At 70.8% G+C, this 16,996-nt stretch carries 15 protein-coding genes; 8 read left to right on the forward strand and 7 right to left on the reverse strand.

Annotation, left to right across the window (positions count from 1 at the left end; all coding sequences use genetic code 11):
* Window positions 1–46: 46 nt before the first annotated feature.
* Window positions 47–1,972 (reverse strand): capsular polysaccharide export protein, LipB/KpsS family, encoded by a 1,926-nt coding sequence (locus GXW79_RS04650; RefSeq protein ID WP_211873176.1) that lies wholly within the window; start codon window positions 1,970–1,972, stop codon window positions 47–49.
* 197 nt (window positions 1,973–2,169) lie between these two features.
* Between GXW79_RS04650 and GXW79_RS04655 the strand changes: the two genes are divergently transcribed.
* The 7 genes from GXW79_RS04655 to GXW79_RS04685 are packed head-to-tail and all read left to right on the forward strand — an operon-like array spanning window position 2,170 to window position 9,190.
* On the forward strand, window positions 2,170–2,544 hold the full coding sequence (locus GXW79_RS04655) for a DVU3141 family protein (RefSeq protein WP_211873177.1): 375 nt from the start codon (window positions 2,170–2,172) through the stop codon (window positions 2,542–2,544).
* Window positions 2,541–3,332: an ABC transporter permease gene (locus GXW79_RS04660; protein ID WP_211873178.1), complete on the forward strand. Its 792-nt coding sequence runs from the start codon at window positions 2,541–2,543 to the stop codon at window positions 3,330–3,332. Before GXW79_RS04655 ends, GXW79_RS04660 begins: the two co-directional genes overlap by 4 nt.
* A gap of 5 nt (window positions 3,333–3,337) precedes the next feature.
* Window positions 3,338–3,976 (forward strand): ABC transporter ATP-binding protein, encoded by a 639-nt coding sequence (locus GXW79_RS04665; RefSeq protein WP_211873179.1) that lies wholly within the window; start codon window positions 3,338–3,340, stop codon window positions 3,974–3,976.
* On the forward strand, window positions 3,933–5,138 hold the full coding sequence (locus GXW79_RS04670) for a capsule biosynthesis protein (RefSeq protein ID WP_211873180.1): 1,206 nt from the start codon (window positions 3,933–3,935) through the stop codon (window positions 5,136–5,138). Before GXW79_RS04665 ends, GXW79_RS04670 begins: the two co-directional genes overlap by 44 nt.
* Window positions 5,128–6,999, forward strand: a complete 1,872-nt coding sequence (locus GXW79_RS04675) for a polysaccharide biosynthesis/export family protein (RefSeq protein ID WP_246503722.1) — start codon at window positions 5,128–5,130, stop codon at window positions 6,997–6,999. The genes GXW79_RS04670 and GXW79_RS04675 overlap by 11 nt, the downstream gene beginning before the upstream one ends.
* Before the next feature lie 56 nt (window positions 7,000–7,055).
* Window positions 7,056–7,790, forward strand: coding sequence for a metallophosphoesterase family protein (locus GXW79_RS04680; protein ID WP_211873181.1), 735 nt, complete (start codon window positions 7,056–7,058; stop codon window positions 7,788–7,790).
* A gap of 8 nt (window positions 7,791–7,798) precedes the next feature.
* Window positions 7,799–9,190 (forward strand): serine/threonine protein kinase, encoded by a 1,392-nt coding sequence (locus tag GXW79_RS04685; RefSeq protein ID WP_211873182.1) that lies wholly within the window; start codon window positions 7,799–7,801, stop codon window positions 9,188–9,190.
* Window positions 9,191–9,240: 50 nt separating this feature from the next.
* Here GXW79_RS04685 and GXW79_RS04690 read toward each other — a convergent pair whose 3' ends face one another.
* Entirely contained in the window at window positions 9,241–9,915 is a 675-nt protein-coding gene (locus GXW79_RS04690; protein WP_211873183.1) for a nitroreductase, read from the reverse strand.
* Window positions 9,912–11,243, reverse strand: a complete 1,332-nt coding sequence (locus GXW79_RS04695) for a dihydroorotase (RefSeq protein ID WP_211873184.1) — start codon at window positions 11,241–11,243, stop codon at window positions 9,912–9,914. The genes GXW79_RS04690 and GXW79_RS04695 overlap by 4 nt, the downstream gene beginning before the upstream one ends.
* A gap of 122 nt (window positions 11,244–11,365) precedes the next feature.
* Here GXW79_RS04695 and GXW79_RS04700 point away from each other — a divergent pair, with 122 nt between their 5' ends.
* A complete protein-coding gene (locus tag GXW79_RS04700) occupies window positions 11,366–12,559 on the forward strand; it encodes an O-antigen ligase family protein (protein WP_211873185.1) in 1,194 nt (397 codons plus the stop codon).
* On the opposite strand, the gene asnB is transcribed toward GXW79_RS04700, so the two are convergent.
* From asnB to GXW79_RS04720, 4 genes are read right to left on the reverse strand one after another with little or no spacing between them, the layout of a single operon-like run.
* A complete protein-coding gene (asnB, locus tag GXW79_RS04705; protein WP_211873186.1) occupies window positions 12,527–14,281 on the reverse strand; it encodes an asparagine synthase (glutamine-hydrolyzing) in 1,755 nt (584 codons plus the stop codon). The genes GXW79_RS04700 and asnB overlap by 33 nt on opposite strands.
* Window positions 14,281–15,297: a glycosyltransferase gene (locus tag GXW79_RS04710; RefSeq protein ID WP_367614805.1), complete on the reverse strand. Its 1,017-nt coding sequence runs from the start codon at window positions 15,295–15,297 to the stop codon at window positions 14,281–14,283. The genes asnB and GXW79_RS04710 overlap by 1 nt, the downstream gene beginning before the upstream one ends.
* Before the next feature lie 10 nt (window positions 15,298–15,307).
* On the reverse strand, window positions 15,308–16,072 hold the full coding sequence (locus GXW79_RS04715; protein WP_211873187.1) for a glycosyltransferase family 2 protein: 765 nt from the start codon (window positions 16,070–16,072) through the stop codon (window positions 15,308–15,310).
* Entirely contained in the window at window positions 16,069–16,977 is a 909-nt protein-coding gene (locus tag GXW79_RS04720) for a glycosyltransferase family 9 protein (protein ID WP_211873188.1), read from the reverse strand. The genes GXW79_RS04715 and GXW79_RS04720 overlap by 4 nt, the downstream gene beginning before the upstream one ends.
* Between the last annotated feature and the right edge of the window lie 19 nt (window positions 16,978–16,996).

Genomic DNA, 16,996 nt, shown 5'->3' on the forward strand with positions numbered 1-16,996 from the left:
GCGCGCAGAAGAGCCCGCGCCCGATGAAGATTTTGCCCCACGCCGCTCACCGCAGCCAGCCGCGACGCGCGAGGCCGGCCATGAGCCTGCCCTGCATCCGCCGCAGCAAGGCCGCGCGCCCCGCCCGCCAGGCCGCGGGCTGGGTGAGGCGGTCGACCAGCACCTCGGGCGGGCAGGGCAGTTCGGTGACGGGGTCCATGCAGCGCGGATAGGCGATCAGCGCGCCGGCGACCAGGGCATCGAGGCTGAGCCGCCGGGTCCGGCGCGGCAGCGCCTGGCGATCCTCGGTGAGTCCCCAGCCGGCATAGAAGGGCATGCCTTGGCAGACCACACGCTTGCCGCGCAGCAGCGCCTCGAAGCCGGTGAGCGAGGTGATGGTGTGCACGGTGTCGGTCCAATCGAGCAGGTCCGGCATGGCTGCACCCTCCTGCACGACGTCGGCGAAGGCGAGCGCATCGGCGGGCAGCACGTGCCCGGCGCGGTACCCTGCGGCGACATCCGGATGTGGCCGATACAGGATGAAGGCCTCGGGTTCGGCCTCGCGCGCCGCCCGCAGCAGGTCGAGGTTCTTCCGCGGTCCCGCCATGGCCCCGAGCCGCACCGAGGCGTCGTCCTCGACCTGGCCGGGCACCAATACGCGCCGGCGTCCGGCGGCGACGTCCGGCGGTGCGTCGGCGCCGGGCAGGTTGTATTTGGTGATCCCGCGCCCGAGCAGCGCCGCGCGCAACCGCGCCGCACGCGCCAGCATCGCTGGCGGGAATGCCGTCTCCGCCAGGATGACCTCGAGGTCCGAGGCGATGGCGGGATCATAGGCGACGCCGCGCGCGTCGAGCGCAATGGAGCCGCCGGGCAGGAAGCCCGCGCCGAGGCCGGCCGAACGCAGGAAGCCATCCTCCACCCGCAGCACCGCCACCCCGGCGGCGGCGGCGGCTTTGCGCAGGCCAGGCGGTTCGCGGGTCGCCCAGACGGCGATGGCACCGCCGCGGCGGCTCGCCTCGGCGACGGCACCGCGCGTGCTTCGGCGGAAGGCCGGGGGACCCGCCTCGCTCGCCAGTGCCGCGCCGAGGCGCGCCCGCTTCCAGGACGCCATGCCGCAGGCCACGGCGATCCGCCGGTTCTCCGAGGCCGCGCGCTGCCAGGACGCCATGATGGTCAGCGCCTCCTCGGCGCTGCAGGGCACTTGGCGGAAAGGATCCGCGAAGCGGGTGGCGGCGAGCAGCCGGGCGAAGCGCTCGAGGGGCGTGTCGTGGGGGTCACCGAAGGCGGGGCGCGCGGCTTGGGCGTAGACCGAGACGCCCGCCGCGGCCGCGATGCGGGCGAGGCCGTCATCCTCCAACCCATGCCATTCGGCGGCCGCCTCGATCAGGGTCCAGGCCGCGAAGGGGCCGATCGCGCCGGGCAATGTGGCCTGCCCGGTGCCGATGCGTACCGCGATGACCGGACGTCCCGCCGCGACCGCACGGGCGCTGTCCCACATGGCGCGCACGGCGCGCGCGCAGCCTGCCTCGCAGCGGTCGAGCACCAGCACCGCGTCACCGGGGGCGACACCCAGCCCGGCGGCGCCGGGGTCGGGGAGGCCCGCCGGTCCCGCCACCCGGGCCTCGCGCATCGCGGCGAGGAAGGTGGCGGCCTCGGGCGCGGCGACCAGCCCGCTGCCGCGCGTACCCTCCCGCACCAGCCCCGGCATGGCCTGTTCGGCGGCCAGGAGGGCGGCGCGGCCGATGCGGGCGCCGAAGCGCGCCCAGGGCCAGGGGCCCGGCCCGACGCGGATAATCCGCGGTGGCGCGGCGGCCGGCGCGTCCTCCGCAAAGACCCAGGCGGTGGCCGCCTCGGGCGCCTCCGACCAGACCGTCTCAGGAAAAAACGGACGCAGGCCCGGCATCGCCAAGGCCGTGCGCGGGTCTGTCGCCACGGCCAGGCCGGCCCAGCCGGGCGGTGATGGGGCGAGGGACACGGCGGGCGACGAACGCATGGGTTGAAACGTTTACCATCTTTTCTTCTATTTTGGGCGAAGGTTGCGCTAGAAGAGCGGCGCGGTGGCGCTGTGTTTTGCCTCCCCCCGGAGCTTCCTCTAGTCTGTCCGGGAAAAGGATGATTGTCATGGACCTGGCGGCGATCTTGCCGGATACGCATCGAATGATCGCGTCCCGAACCCTTTTGGCATGCCGCGTGTCGTTCGCGCGACGTAACAGCCTGCGTGTCTCCACCGCCCTCGCCATGGCGCTGATCCTCGCCGGATGCGTCACCCCGGCCGAGACGCCGACCGCGGTGGACGCCACGACGGCGACGGTCTCCACCGGCGACCCGCTGATCGCCTTCGTCGCCGGTGCCGCCCCGGGGGCCGAAGGCGCGAATATCGGTGCCGGCATGCCCTCCCGCTTCCGGCTCACCCGCTCCTACTCGGCAGCCAGCGGTGCCGAATGCCGCGAGGTGCAGGAAACCCCCGCCGGCGGCGTCGAGCGTCTGCGCCTGGTATGCCGCGACCCGAACGGCCAGTGGCGCGAGGCGCGGCCGTTGCTCAGCAACGTCTACTCCAGACAGTGAGCGCCGCGCTCGGCCGTTCCCGCGTCCTGCGCGACTTCGTCGCGCAGCACCACGTCATCGAGGCGCTGATCCTGCGCGACGTCGCGGAACGGATCGGGCATGGCCGCATCGGCATCTTCTTCATCTTCGCCGAACCGCTGGTGCTCGGCGCGGCGATCACCGCGATCAACTCCGTGATGCATGCCGGCGAGTTCGCCGAGATCATGATGTTCTATTCGGTCGGCTACCTGTGCTTCTACATGCTGCGCAACATGCTCAACCGCGCCGGCATGGTGATCTCGGTCACCCAGAACCTGCTCTATCACAGCCGGGTCACGCTGCTGGCCTCCTTCGTCGCGCGCCATATCGTGGAGTTCCTGATCAGCATCACGGTGATGACGATCTTCGTGGGCGCGGCCATCCTGTTCGGCGCACGGATCCCCGACAGCCCCATCAAGATGATCTCGGGGTTCCTGCTGGTGATGCTGCTGACCCAGGGTCTCGCCTTCCTGCTGGCGTCGCTGGTGCACGAATACCCCGCGATCGAGCGCGGCGCGCACATCGTCTCCTATATTTTCCTGCCGCTGTCGGGCATCTTCTTCATCCTCGACAACATCCCCCCGCCGATCCGCGACATCCTGGTCTGGTTTCCCTGGGCGCTGGCGATCGACCTGCTGCACGACGGCATGGCCGGCGAGCGCTACAAGTACCACTGGGACATCCCGTACATCCTGATCTGCATCGGCGCCCTGCACGTGCTGGGGCTCTCCGCGCTGCGTCGCGTGCGCGACACGCTGGCCCTGGACTGAGCGCGATGACCCTTGAACTCAGCGACGTCTACAAGAGCTACAAGGTCGAAGGTGCCACCCGCACCGTGCTGCGCGGCGTGCACCTGCGCGTGGAGCGCGGCGACACCATCGGCATCCTGGGGCGCAACGGCGCCGGCAAGTCGACCCTGGTGCGCATCCTGGCGGGGGTGGAAAAGCCAACCTCCGGGGCGGTGCGGCGGCGGATGTCGGTGTCCTGGCCGCTCGGCTTCCAGTCGGGCTTCCTGCTCAACAGCACGGGGATGGAGAATATCCGCTTCGTCGCCCGCCTGTATAACCGCCAGCCGAAGCGCATCGCGGAATTCGTCGACGACCTCGCCGAACTCGGCCGCTACATGTATATGCCGATGACGACCTATTCCTCCGGCATGCGCACGAAGCTCGCGCTGGCTCTCTCGCTCGCCTTCGATTTCGACTGCTACCTGGTCGATGAGGCGCTGGCCGTCGCCGACCAGCGCTTCAACAATGTCATCGAGCAGCGCCTTCGCCACGCCTCCCTCGTGCTCATCACCCACGCCCCCACCCTCGTCCATCGGTTTTGCCGGCGCGCCGCGATTCTCGACGCCGGCATCCTCACGGTTCATGACGATCTCGATGAAGCTCTCGCCACATACAACGCTCTCTGATCCCCAAACCAGCGAGCAGCTGGGCTGGCCGGGAGAGGAGGATGAGCGTCCACCCAGCTGGCTCGACCGGCTGCGCGCGCCGTTCCTGTGGCTCGTGGTGCTGCCGACGCTGATCGTGGGCGGCTACCTCTATGGCATCGCCGCCGACCAGTACGTCTCCGAGGCCCGATTCATCGTTCGCGGTTCAGCACAGTCGGCCGGCGGCGGGCCGGTCGCCGCGGCAATCGGCGGCATCGGCGGCGGTGCGGCCGCGGCGGGCGCATCCTCCGGCGGTGCCGAGGCCATGGCGCTGCGCGACTACGTGAATTCCTTCGACGCGATCCGCGACGCCAACGAGATCCTCGACATCGCCGCCATCTACCAGCGCGAGGAGGCGGATTGGTGGTTCCGCCTGGACCGCAACGTGCCCGAGCTGATGACGCGCTACGTGAACAACATGGTGACGGTGTCGCGCGATTCCGAAACGGGCACCGGCATCCTCCGCGTCCGCGCCTTTCGGCCCGAGGATGCGCACAACTACGCCGAGACCTTGATGACGCTGGCCGAGCGACTGATCAACCGGCTCAGCGAGCGCCAGCGCAACGACACGCTCAACAACGGCCGCCGCGAGGTCGCGATCGCGGAAGCCCGCGTTCTGGCCGCCCGCGATGCGATTTCCGAGTTCCGCGAGCGCGAGCAGAACCTAGACGCGACCCGCTCCGCCGCCGCCGCGGGCGAACGCATCACCGCCCTGCAGGCGCAGCTGACCCTGGTGCGGACCGAGGCGCAGAACGCGCGCAACTTCCTCCGCGTCGACAATCCGCAATACATCATCCTGCAGAACCGCATTCGCGCCATCGAGGCGCAGATCGCCGAGGACCGCCAGGCGAGCACGCGCGGCGGCGACGCGCTTCTCCAGCAAGTCTCCGCCTTCGAGCGCCTGGTGCTGGAGCGGGAATTCGCCGACAAGCAGCTCTCCTCGGCCACCACCTCGCTCGAGGGCGCGCGCTACGAGACGCAGCGCCAGCAGCTCTATCTGGCGCGTGTGGTGCAGCCGAGCCTGCCCGTCTACCCGCTGTATCCGCGGCGGATGCTGATTGTCCTTTCCGTGTTCGGCTGCCTCTGCATCATCTATGCCGTGGGCCGCCTCATCGCTTCTGGATTGCGCGAAAATGCTTCGTGAGTTGACGGTCATGCGGCTACGCCCGGTTTTGTTGGTTCTTGTTTTCGCCGCGATGCTGGCACCGCCAGATAGTGCCAGGGCGCAGCAGCAGCAGCCCGCCCAGCAGCAGCGCCCGCCGACCCAGACGCAGGCGCCGCAATCCGGCCAGGCGGGGCAGACCGGGCAGGCGCCGGTCGGCCCTTCCGACCCGTCGCTCGCCGCCCAGGGCCTCGCACCCAACCCGACCGGGCCGGCACCGGTGTTCAACCAGCGCAGCCTCGCCGATACGCCGGGCCCGCTGCGCGGGATCGAGCGCCTCGGCCAGCCGACCCAGGCCGAGGGCGGACCGACATTGGTGCAGCCGCTGGGCGAGGGGCCGCGGGCGATGTTTCCGCTCGCCGCCGTGTTTGGCGCTGCACTGTTCACCGGCCAACCGGCGACGTCGTCGGACGCGCCCAACCCGAACTACGTCCTGGCACCAGGCGACCGCGTGTCGATCCGCGCCTGGGGCGCGGTGGATGCCGAGCAGACCGCTGCCATCGACCCTTCCGGCAACGTCTTCATCCCCAATGTCGGCCCCGTTCGCCTGGCCGGCACGCGGGTGGGCGACATGCAGGGCGTGGTCGCCGGCGCGGTGCAGCAGGTCTACACGCAGCAGGTCCAGGTCTATGCCAACGTGCTGCAGACCCAGCGCATCGGCGTCTTCGTCACCGGCTTCGTGCGCAACCCGGGGCGCTATGCCGGGGCGGCATCGGATTCCGTGCTCGACTTCCTGCTCCGCGCCGGCGGCGTGGATCCCACCCGCGGCAGCTTCCGCGTCATCTCCGTCCAGCGCGGCGGCAATTCGGTCGCGCAAGTGGACCTCTACCGTTTCCTCCTCGCCGGCACCCTGCCGCGCCTGACCCTGCAGGAAGGCGACACCATCCTCGTCGCGCGGCAGAACCCGCTGGTGGGTGCAGATGGCGCCGTGCGCAACAACTACCTGTTCGAGGCGGCGACGCGCAGCCCGATCACCGGGCGCGAGCTGATCGATCTCGCGCGCCCGCTGCCGGCCGCGACCAACGCGGTGGTGCGCGGCGTGCGCGGCTCGCAGCCTTTCTCGCGCTATGTCACGATCAACGATCTCAGCGGCATCGTGCTGCAGGACCAGGACACGGTCACCTTCACCGCCGACGTCGCGGCGAGCACCGTGCGCGTATCGGTCGAGGGCAGCCGGCTGTTTCCCTCCGTGCTGGTGACCGACCGCGGCATGAACCTGTGCCAGATCCTCGACCACATCGCGGTCGATGCGGCACTCGCCAATCCGCGCGGCGTGTTCCTGCTGCGGCCTTCGGTCGCCGCGCAGCAGCGCCGCTCGATCGACGAGGCGCTGGACCGGCTGGAGCGGCAGCTGTTCCTCTCGCCGTCGCCCACGGAAGGTGTTGCCGCCGTGCGCACCGCGGAGGCGCAGTTCATCTCCTCCTACATCCAGCGCGCGCGCCGGGTGCAGCCGGAGGGGCGGCTGGTGGTGTTCGACAGCACCGGGCGGTGCAATCCGGTGCGGCTCGAGGATGGCGACATCATCGTCATCCCCGAGCGTTCGCAGACGGTGATGGTGCAGGGCGAGGTGAACGCGCCGCAGGCCGTGGTCTGGCGTCCGGACTGGACGATTCCGCAGTACCTGGCCGCCGCCGGTGGCGTCTCCAGCCGCGGCCGCGTGGACACCTTGATGCTGCGCCGCCCGAGCGGCGAGGTCATCCTCGAGCCCACCCAGCCGCCGCAGGCGGGCGACGAGCTGATCGCGCTGCCCTACCTTGACCCGAAAGTGTTCCAGATCGCGCGCGACGTGTTCGGCGCCATCTTCCAGGTCGCCGTCGCGACGCGCACCTTCATCCGGCCCTGAGAACAAGGGAGGCGGGCGCGGGATTTCTCCGCACCCGGCCATAACGGGAGGCGCGCATGCTCATCGCCCTGATGTCCGACATCCACGGCAATCTGGAGGCGTTCAGCGCCTGCCTCGCCGATGCGGACCAGGCGGCACCCGGCGCCCGCCTCGTCGCGCTGGGCGACTTCGTCGGCTATGGCGCGGACCCCAATGCCGTCACACGCCTGGCGATGGGGCGCGCCACGATCGCCATCCGCGGCAATCACGACGAGGCCGCGACCTCCGATCTCTCCGGCATGACCGCCGATGCCGCCGCCGCCATCGCCTGGACGCGCACCACGCTGGCCCCGGATGTGCGCGACTGGCTCGCACGGCTCCCGCTCGAGGCAGTGGAGGAGGACCGGCTCTATGTGCATGCCGAGGCTTCCCGCCCCGGGGGCTGGCGCTACGTGATGGACGCCGATACCGCGCGGCACAGCATCGAGGCGACAGAGGCGCGCCTGACCTTCACCGGGCACACCCATGTGCCGGTGCTGTTCGGCCTGACCGCGACCGAGAAGATCACCCGCTTCCGCCCGGTTCCCGACGTGCCGGTGCCGATGCCGCGGCCGCGCCGCTGGCTCGCGGGCGTGGGTTCGGTGGGCCAGCCGCGTGACGGCAATCCGGCCGCCTGCTACGCCATCTTCGATACCGACACTGCCGAGCTCACCTTCCGCCGCGTCGCCTACGACATCGCCACGGCGGCGGCCAAGATCCGGGCCGCCGGGCTGCCCGAGCGTCTCGCCAGCCGGCTGCTCCACGGCCACTGATGCACCGGGTGCGCCTGACCGAGGGCGACGTCATCGGCGGCTTTACCGTCGGCCCGCGCCTGCATCGCGGCGGCATGGCGCTGATCCACGCGGTGACGCATCCCGCCCATGCGGTTCCGCTGGTGATGAAGGTGCCGATCCTGTTCGAGGGCGAGGACCCGGCCGCCATCGTCAGCTTCGAGATGGAGCAGATGATCCTGCCACGCCTGCACGGCCCGCACGTGCCGCGCTTCATCGCAAACGGCGATTTCTCCGAGCTGCCCTTCATCGTGATGGAACGCATCCCTGGTGGGTCGCTGCTGCCGCGCCTCGCGCAACTGCCCATGGCGTACGCGGAGCTCGCCCCGCTCGGCGCGCAGATCGCGACGGCACTCGAGGCGATCCATCGCCTGCATGTCGTCCACCTGGACGTGAAGCCTTCCAACATCCTGCTGCGCGAGACCGGCGCGGTGGTGCTGATCGACTATGGCCTGTCGCACCATGACCAGCTGCCCGATCTGATGGAGGAGGAGTTCCGCCTGCCCTACGGCACCGCGCCCTACATGGCGCCGGAGCAGGTGATGGGCGTGCGCAGCGAAGCGCGCAGCGACATCTTTGCCTTGGGCGCGCTGCTGTATTTCTTCGCGACCGGCACCCGTCCCTTCGGTGATCCGCAGAAGCTCTCCGGCCTCAAGCGCCGGCTCTGGCGTGACCCGCCGCCACCACGCGCGCTGAACCCGGACGTGCCAAAGCCCTTGCAGGAAACCATCCTGCGGTGTCTGGAGGTGGACCCTGAGCGCCGCCATCCCTCCGCCGCGCAGCTCGCCTTCGACCTGCGCAACCCGGATCAGGTGGTGCTCACGCCGCGCGCCGAAAAACTGCGCGCGGATGGCTGGCGCGACACGCTGCGCCGGCGCTTCAACCCCGAGGCGCGGCCGGTCTTCCGCCGCCGCATCGAGGAAGGTGCCGCCCCCCCGGCGCCGATCCTGGCGGTCGCACTCGACCTCGCGGAGGCGCCGGACCCGCGCCTGGACGACGCACTGCGCGCGGCGCTGCGCGGTCTGCTCGCGACGCATGCCGGCGCGCGGATCGCCTGCCTGCACGTGCTGCGGCAGAACCGGCTCGCGCCCGACACCAGCCTCGATGCCGAGGGTGCCAACAAGCATGTGAGGCGCCTGGTGGCGCTGCAGCAATGGGCGGCGCCGCTGGGCCTGCCGGAGGGGCGCGTGACCTTCCACGTGCTGGAGGCGGTGGATGCCGTCGGCGCGCTCATCGACTACGTGACAGCGAACGGCATCGACCACCTGGTGCTGGGCGCGCGGCCGGCATCGACCAAGCGACGCCTGCTCGGCGGCGTCTCGGCGGAGGTCACGATGAACGCGCCCTGCACGGTGACGGTCGTGCGCCCGCACGCGGGTTGAAGCCGTGCGGCCGTATGGGGGATAGACGCATCAGGCCGTGGATCTGACGCTCATTCCCAGCCGTGGAGCTGCGCCCAATCGGCCAGCGGCGCGCGCTCGGTCACCAGCGCATTCTCCGGCGCGTCCCAATCGGCCTCGCCCAGCGCCATGCCGCAGACCACCATCTCCTCCGGCGCGATCGGCAGGTGCCGGCGGATGATCTTGTGATAGGGCGCGAAGGCCGCCTGCGGACAGGTCTCCATCCCCTCGCCGCGCGCGGCCAGCATGATGTTCTGCAGGAACATGCCCAGGTCGAGCCAGCTGCCGGGATTGAGCCGCCGATCGACGGTGATGATCAGCCCGACCGGCGCGCCGAAGAAGGAGAAATTGCGCCCATGCTGCACCTGCATCCGCGCGCTATCGCCCTTGGTGATGCCGAGCGTCGCGTACAGCGCCCAACCGACTTGCCGCCGCCGCGCCAGGTAAGGCTCGAACCAGGGCTCGGGGTAATAGAGGTACTCGCGGTCCCCGGCATCGCCTGCCATATGCGCCGCGTGGATCTCGGTGCACAGCGCGTCGCGCGGGGCGCCTGCCAGCCCATAGGCGCGCCAGGGCTGGGTGTTGGACCCCGACGGCGCACGCGCCGACAGCGCGAGGATGCGCTCGACCACGTCACGCGCGACCGGCGCGTCGCGGAAGGCCCGGATCGAGCGCCGGCCCGCGATGGCCTCATGCACGCCCATCATGCGCCGCGCGCCGCCCCGAATCGCACGGGCCGGCCGCGCGGTGTGCCCAGCACCGTGTCCTCGCGCATCGCAACGGCGCCACGCAGCACCACCATCATCGGCCACCCCGTCACGCGCTGCCCCGCAAAGGGCGTCCAGCCGCAGGGCGAGGCGATCCAGCTATCCTCGATGGTGCGCGTCGCCGCCATGTCCACGATGGTGAAGTCGGCATCGTAGCCGGCGGCCAGCCGCCCTTTGCCCGTCGCGCCATAGACCCGCGCAGGGCCGGCGCACATCAGATCCACCAGGCGCATCAGCGACAGCCGCCCGGCATTCACATGGTCGATCATCAGGGGTGCCAGCGTCTGCACGCCCGTCAGCCCCGCCGCCGTATCCGGCCAGGGCCTCTCCTTCGCCGCACGCGAATGCGGTGCGTGGTCGCTGCCGACCACATCCACCATGCCGTCGCGCACCGCGGCCCAGGCCGCCTCGCGGTGCCGCGCCTCGCGGATCGGCGGGTTCATCACCGCATAGCCCCCAAGCCGCTCATACGCTTCGTCGGTCTGCGACAGGTGGTTGACGAGCAGCTCGCAGGTCGCGACATCGCGGAAATCGCGCAGATAGCCGAGCTCCTCCGCGGTACTGACATGCAGGATATGCGCGGGCCGCCCAGTCTTCCGCGCCAACGCCATCAGCCGCCGCGTGCCCAGGAACGCCGCCTCCACGTCGCGCCAATCGGCGTGCATGATGTGCGGCATGCCCTTGGTGTAGTTGGGCTTGCGCGCCTGCAGGCGATACTCGTCTTCCGAATGATAGGCGATGCGCCGGCGCCCGCTGCGCATCGCGCGCTCCAGGCTTTCGTCATCCTCGATCATCAGATCGCCGGTGGAAGACCCCGCGAAAATCTTGACCGCGCAGACATTCTCCTGCTGCTCCAGCATCGCGAGCTCGGGCGTGTTCGCGCGCGTGCCGCCGACATACATGCCGACATCGCACCAAGCCTCGGCGCCGATCTGCGCGCGCTTGCGGTCGAGCTGGTCGCGCGAGGTGATGGAGGGCTGGGTATTGGGCATGTCGAACACCGCCGCCAAGCCGCCGAGCAGCGCCGCCTTCGTGCCCGTGGCCATCGTCTCCACCGCCGGATCGCCGGGGTCGCGCAGATGCACGTGCGGGTCGATCAGCCCGGGCAGCACATGAAGGTTGCGGCAATCCAGCGTCTCGTTCGCCTCGTCGGCGCGCAGGTCGCCCATGGCGACGATGCGGCCGTCGCGCACGCCGATGTCGAGGGTCTCGATGCCGCCAGGGGTGACACAGGCGCCGCCGCGCAGGATCAGGTCGTAATGGGCCATCGAGTGGGTCTCCGTCGAAGCAGGTCGGAGAAAGAATTCCCCGAACCCCTTCTTTTATTTTTGGCTATGGGTGCGAGGGGGAGAGTGGACGCCACGCCGCCCGGGCGCTAGTCCCGCGGCGCATGGCCCCCACACACCCCCTCGCGCTTCTGCTGCTGGTGATGCCGGCGGCGAGCGTGCTGCAATTCCGCGCCATCGCGCCGCTGGCCATTGCGGCCCTCGTCGCTGTGGTCGTGATGGGGTGGCGCGTCGCCCGGCCAGGCGGGCCGGTGCTCTGGGCCGCGCTCGCGCTCGCCGGCTGGGGTGCGCTGAGCGCGACATGGGCCGTGGACCCCAAGCGCGCGCTGACCGAATCGCTGCTGCTCGGTGCATTCTTTGCGCTGGGTGCCGCTGCGGCGAGCGTCATCTCGCGCGCCGAGGCGTCGGCGCGGCACACGCTGCTGCGCTGGCTGGCCTTCGGGCTCGCCGGCGGCGTGCTCCTCGCGGCGCTGGACCATGCGACGGGCAATGCGGTGCGCGCCGCAGTGCGCGGGCTGCGCGAGCATGACATCACGCTGAGCTTTGGCCTGAAGCCGGCGATTACCGTTTTCGCCGTGCTGCTGCCGATCGCCATCGCGGCGCCCATGGCGGGATGGATGCGCGCGGTGCTGGCGCTGGCCAGCGTGGCCGTGGCGCTGTGGCTGCCGGCGGAGACCGCGAAGATCGCGATCATCGTGGGCGTGGCCGCCTATGGCATTGCATGGGTGCTGCCGCGCGCCACGCGCGTCGTGCTGGCGGCGGGCCTCGCGCTGGCGATCCTGGCGATGCCCGCGCTGCTGGGTGCGGCGTTGACCAGCGGAGCCACCGCCGGCTTCCTCCCCTTCTCCGCCGCGCATCGCGTCGTCATCTGGGATTTCGCCATGGCGCGCATCGGCGAGCGCCCGCTGCTGGGATGGGGGTTCGAATCGAGCCGTGCGATCCCCGGCGGCAAGGCCAATGCGACGCCGGCGACGCTCGACCGCCTCGGCGTCACCGATCCCGGCCAGCGCGCGCGCTTCGCGCTGCCCAATGCGGAAAGCCTGCCGCTGCACCCGCACAACGCGCCGCTGCAGCTGCGCCTGGAGATGGGCATCGTGGGCAGCGTGCTCGCGGCGCTGCTGGTGGCGCTGCTGGCGCTGCGCGCGGGCACGCCGTCTTCCATCGGCGCGCTCGCCGCCGCGGCGGTGGTCGGGTCGCTCAGCTACGGACTGTGGCAGGGGTGGTGGATTGCGCTGCTGCTGGTGCTGATCGCGGCCACGCGCGCGCTACCCGCCGAGGGTCGCGAAGACATCGCCTGAGACGTCGCGCCCCTCGATATGACGAGCGTGCCAAAGCGAATAGAACAGCAGGTGCCAGGCAGCGAAGCCCTCCCGCTTGCCGGCCGCCGCGCGGAACAGCGCCTCCACCCGGTCGGGCTTCGCGATCGCCGCCACGCCCGACTGGCGGGCGACGAGTTGGCCAAGGCGCGCGCCATCATCCTCGATCCAGGCGCCGATCGGGACGGTGAATCCCTGCTTGGGGCGGAAGGGTTCGGATGCCGGGAAGTGCCGCTCCAGCCATCGGCGCAGTAAATACTTTCCCATATCGCGCTTCACCTTCAGGGCGTCGGGCAGGCGGAAGCCAGCGGTGGCAATGCCGACGTCGAGGAAGGGCGTGCGTCCTTCCACCGCATGCGCCATCAGGCAGCGGTCAAGCTTCTGCAGCAGGTCGTTCGGCAGCCAGTCGGCGACGTCGAGCGCCTGCGCGCCCTGCAGGCGGGAACGGCCGCCGGCGCCGGCCTCGACCTCGGCGGCCGCGATGCCGTCGCGCCAGCCGGTGGGCGGCTCGCGCAGCACGTCCAGCTTGTCGAAGGCGCCCTTGCCGCGCGGCGCCTTGCCACCCAGCCACCAGGGCCGCATGGCGCTGCGGTAGCGGCCATAGCCCCCAAATATCTCGTCGCCGCCCTCGCCGGAGAGCACCACCTTCACATCCTGCCGCGCGCGGCGCGCGAGGAACCAAGTGGGGATGATGGCGTAGTCCGCCGCCGGGTCATCCATCGCGGCGACAATGGCCGGCAGGTGCTGCCAGACCATCGCGCGGGTGATGCCGATGGTGACGTGCTCCGCACCCGCGGCGCGGGCGGCGCGCGTCGCGGCCTCGCGCTCATCCGCCGCGCCGGCGCTCTCGAAGCCGGCGGTATAGGCCAGCACCGGGCGCGTGTTCAGCCGCGCCATCATCGCTAGGATCGCCGCGCTGTCGGTGCCGCCCGAGAGGAACATCCCGTAGGGCACGTCGCTGCGCTGGTGCAGGTCCACGCTTTCCGCCAACGCCGTGTCGAGACGCGTGAGAGCCTCTGCTTCCTCAATCACCTCCGGCGGACCTTCGGGCAGTGCCGCGCGGCGGTGGCGCTCCACGATGCGGCCATCGGCAATGGCGATGGTCTCGCCCGGCAGCAGCCTGGTGATGCCGCGGAAGATGGTGTCGGCGCCTGTGGTGAATTGCGATTGCAGCAGCTCGTTCAGCCGCCCGCCATCGATCAGGGGTGCCACGATCCCGGCATCAAGCAGCGCACGCGGCTCGGAGGCAAACGCGATGCCGCCATCAAACTCGGCGATGTAGAGCGGCTTTATCCCGAAGGGGTCGCGCGCCAGCAGCAACCGGCGTGCGGTGGGGTCGTGCAGCGCGATGGCGTACATCCCGCGCAGCGCATCGGCGAAGCGGATGCCGTCGCGCCGGTACAGGTGCAGCGGCGGCTCGCAATCGGATTGCGTGATGCACTGGAACTGATTGTCGCGCTTCAGCTCGCGGTAATTGTAGATCTCGCCATTGCCGACCAGCGCGACAGCGCCGGCGAATAGCGGCTGGTCGCCGGTGACCAGGTCGATGATGGCGAGGCGCGTATGCGCGAGCGCGACATTGCCATTGACGTGCTGCCCCGCGCCATCCGGACCGCGATGGGCCAGCGCACGGTTCATTGCCTCCAGCACGGCCGGGTCCGGCGTGGCGCCGGCGCGCAGCATGAGGCCGGCGATTCCGCACATCAGCGCGCGACCCCCGCGAGGAAGGCCCGCCATTGCGCGACGACCGGCGCCTGCGCGTGATGCGTCTCGAATTCGACGCGCCCGGCCGCAGCGAGTTGTGTCGCGCCCGCCGGGTCGGTGATGAGCGACGCGATGGCGGCGGACAGCGCATCCGCGTCACCCACCGGCACCAGCAGGCCGGTCTGCCCGTCGGCGATCACCTCGCGCGGGCCATCGGCGGCAGCGGCCACGATCGGGCGTGACGCGGAAAACGCCTCCAGCACGACGTTGCCGAGCGGCTCGTGATGCGAGGGGCAGACGAAGATGTCGCAGCCGGCGAGCATCGCGCCGCGATCCTCCCGCCAGCCCAGAAAGTTCACACGCTGCGCAACGCCGAGCGAGGCCGCCAACGCCTCCAGCGCCGCGCGCTCCGGCCCTTCGCCGGCCAGCGAGAGATGCGCCTCGGGCAGGGCTGGCATCGCTCGCAGTAGCGTGGAAAATCCCTTGTTGGCGTGCAGCCGGCCCATCGCCAGCAGCCGCACCTTGCCTGCCAAAGGCGCTGGCGCAATGCCGGCGAAATCCTCGACGAAATTTGGTACCATATGCGCGCGCTCGACGGGCCAGCCCTCCCGCACCAGCCAGTCGCAGATGCCGCGCGTGTTGCCCACGAGATGGTCGAAGCCGGCATAGTATTTCAGGTCGTAATACCCCCCGAGGCGGCCCACCAGCGGCGCCCGGCGCGGCGCCGGCCAGGCGCGCGCGCAGTACCGCGCGGCGCGGTTCATCCAGGCCAGCACCACATCGGGCGCGAAGCCATCCACCGATGCGCGCAGCCGCCGCGTCGTGGTGACGTCGAACACGCCGCCAAAGCCCAACTGTACCGGCGCAAGCGCCCCGAGCAGCGTGGCGCGCCGCGGATCGGCGCGGAACACCGGCAGCACCGCATCGCCGGCGCCATGCAAGGCGAGCGTCAGGCGTTCATAAAAGGCTTCCGCCCCGCCCATCGCCGCGCCCGCCATGACCTGCGCCACCCTCACACGAGCCCCATCATTCGCGATGCTTCTCGGGTTCGAGTCGCGCCTTGAGGTAGGAGAGAAGAGGGAAGGCCCCGGTGCAGAAGGCGAGCAGCACGCCCCAGGCACCCTCGCGATAGCCGCGCCGCCCGACATAGCTCTTCCACGCCCGGCTGAAGAACCGCCGCACATTGCCGCGCAGCGTGCCGATATCGCCCGCCGCGATCAGGTCGCGCGCCTTGGCCGTCGAGTAGCTGTCGAGCCGGCGCAGCATGTCCGTGATGTCGCGGTCCACCAGGTGGACCAGCGCACCGCGCGTGATCTTCGGTCCCTGTGTGCCGGTCCAGTCGAGCCCGGGATGCACCCGCTGCATCCGCCACCGCTTCGCACCCTTGCGGAACAGGCCGGGGACGGAGGTGGTCCCAAAGCTGCCGGCCCAGCCGAAGCGGATCAGCCGCTCGCCCACGTAATTGTCCTTGGGCACCTGGTGCCAGGCGAAGGGGCTGGTCGCGATGGTCTCGCGCACGGCGGTCGCAAGCTCGGGCGAAACGCGCTCATCGGCGTCCACCTCCAGGATCCACTCGCCGGTGCAGGCTTCGATGCCCGCGTTGCGGCGCGCACCCTCCATCGCCCAGGCACCTTCGAGCACCCGCGCCCCGGCCGCGCGTCCGATCTCCGCCGAGCCATCCGTCGTGCGGTCGAGCACAACCAAAATCTCGTCGGCGAAGGCGAGCGAGATCAGGCAATCCGGCAGCCGCGCTTCCTCGTTGCGGGCGACGACCAGGGCCGAGAGCTTCATGCCGGCACCAGCAGCCGCGCGATCGCGGCCTCCACTTTCTCCACCGGCAGCGCGTCCATCGGCGCCGCGCCCGGCGGCCCATCGGCCAGCACCGCCACGGCGCGCGGCCCGACCGGGCCGTATTCGCTGGCTGGCGTCGGCCCGAACAGGCCGATGGTCGGCGCGCCGGCGGCCGCGGCCAGGTGCATCAGCCCGGAATCATTGCCCACGAACAGCGCAGCCCGTGCGAGCAGCGCCGCGCATTCGGGGAGCGTCAGCGCGCCCACGCCATCGATCGCGCCGGGGATCGCCGCCAGCACCGGCGCGGCCAGTGCCCGCTCCTGCGCGCCTGGCCCCGCGAGCACCACGCAGCTGGCGCCCGGCATGGCGCCGCCGCGCCCGGTCAGCGCCTCGAACAGCGCGACGAAGCGGGAGGCCGGCCAGACCTTGTCGTTCCAGTTCGCCGAGGGGCCGAGCACGATGAAGGGCAGGCCGGGCGGCACCAACGCCGCGGCGCGGGCGCTGTCCTCCGCGGCGAACCAGGCCACCGGGCGCGGCGGCGGGTCGATCCGCAGCAGGGCGGCCAAGTGCCCCAGCCGGTGCCCGGGATGGCGCCCGCCGCGGGCGATGAAGCGCCTGGCCGTCGGCACCAGGAAGGCCAGCGCCGAGGCGCGCAAATCCACCACCAAATCCCACCAGGTGAACGCCACCTGCCGCCACAGCCCAAGCCAGTGCCGGCCATAGGGCTTCTTCACAAGGGTGATGGTGCGGTCGCGCCGCGGCATGCGCGCGAAGACGCCCTCCGCCACCGCGCCGCAGGCGATGGTGAACCGCGCCGTCGGGTATTGCCGCAGCAAATGGTCGAGCAAGGCCGTGGACAGCACCGCGTCGCCGATTCGGGTCGAGGAGATGAACAGGATGCGCACGGCAGCGCGCTTAGCATGG

The organism is Plastoroseomonas arctica, assembly GCF_018128965.1.
Lineage (GTDB): Bacteria > Pseudomonadota > Alphaproteobacteria > Acetobacterales > Acetobacteraceae > Plastoroseomonas > Plastoroseomonas arctica.

Excerpts from the sequence above, each read along its gene's own strand:
- GXW79_RS04650 (WP_211873176.1), bottom strand. The coding sequence starts at position 1,972 with ATGCGTTCGTCGCCCGCCGTGTCCCTCGCCCCATCACCGCCCGGCTGG.
- GXW79_RS04665 (WP_211873179.1), top strand. The coding sequence starts at position 3,338 with ATGACCCTTGAACTCAGCGACGTCTACAAGAGCTACAAGGTCGAAGGT.
- GXW79_RS04670 (WP_211873180.1), top strand. The coding sequence starts at position 3,933 with ATGACGATCTCGATGAAGCTCTCGCCACATACAACGCTCTCTGATCCC.
- GXW79_RS04675 (WP_246503722.1), top strand. The coding sequence starts at position 5,128 with ATGCTTCGTGAGTTGACGGTCATGCGGCTACGCCCGGTTTTGTTGGTT.
- GXW79_RS04680 (WP_211873181.1), top strand. The coding sequence starts at position 7,056 with ATGCTCATCGCCCTGATGTCCGACATCCACGGCAATCTGGAGGCGTTC.
- GXW79_RS04690 (WP_211873183.1), bottom strand. The coding sequence starts at position 9,915 with ATGATGGGCGTGCATGAGGCCATCGCGGGCCGGCGCTCGATCCGGGCC.
- GXW79_RS04695 (WP_211873184.1), bottom strand. The coding sequence starts at position 11,243 with ATGGCCCATTACGACCTGATCCTGCGCGGCGGCGCCTGTGTCACCCCT.
- GXW79_RS04700 (WP_211873185.1), top strand. The coding sequence starts at position 11,366 with ATGGCCCCCACACACCCCCTCGCGCTTCTGCTGCTGGTGATGCCGGCG.
- asnB (WP_211873186.1), bottom strand. The coding sequence starts at position 14,281 with ATGTGCGGAATCGCCGGCCTCATGCTGCGCGCCGGCGCCACGCCGGAC.
- GXW79_RS04715 (WP_211873187.1), bottom strand. The coding sequence starts at position 16,072 with ATGAAGCTCTCGGCCCTGGTCGTCGCCCGCAACGAGGAAGCGCGGCTG.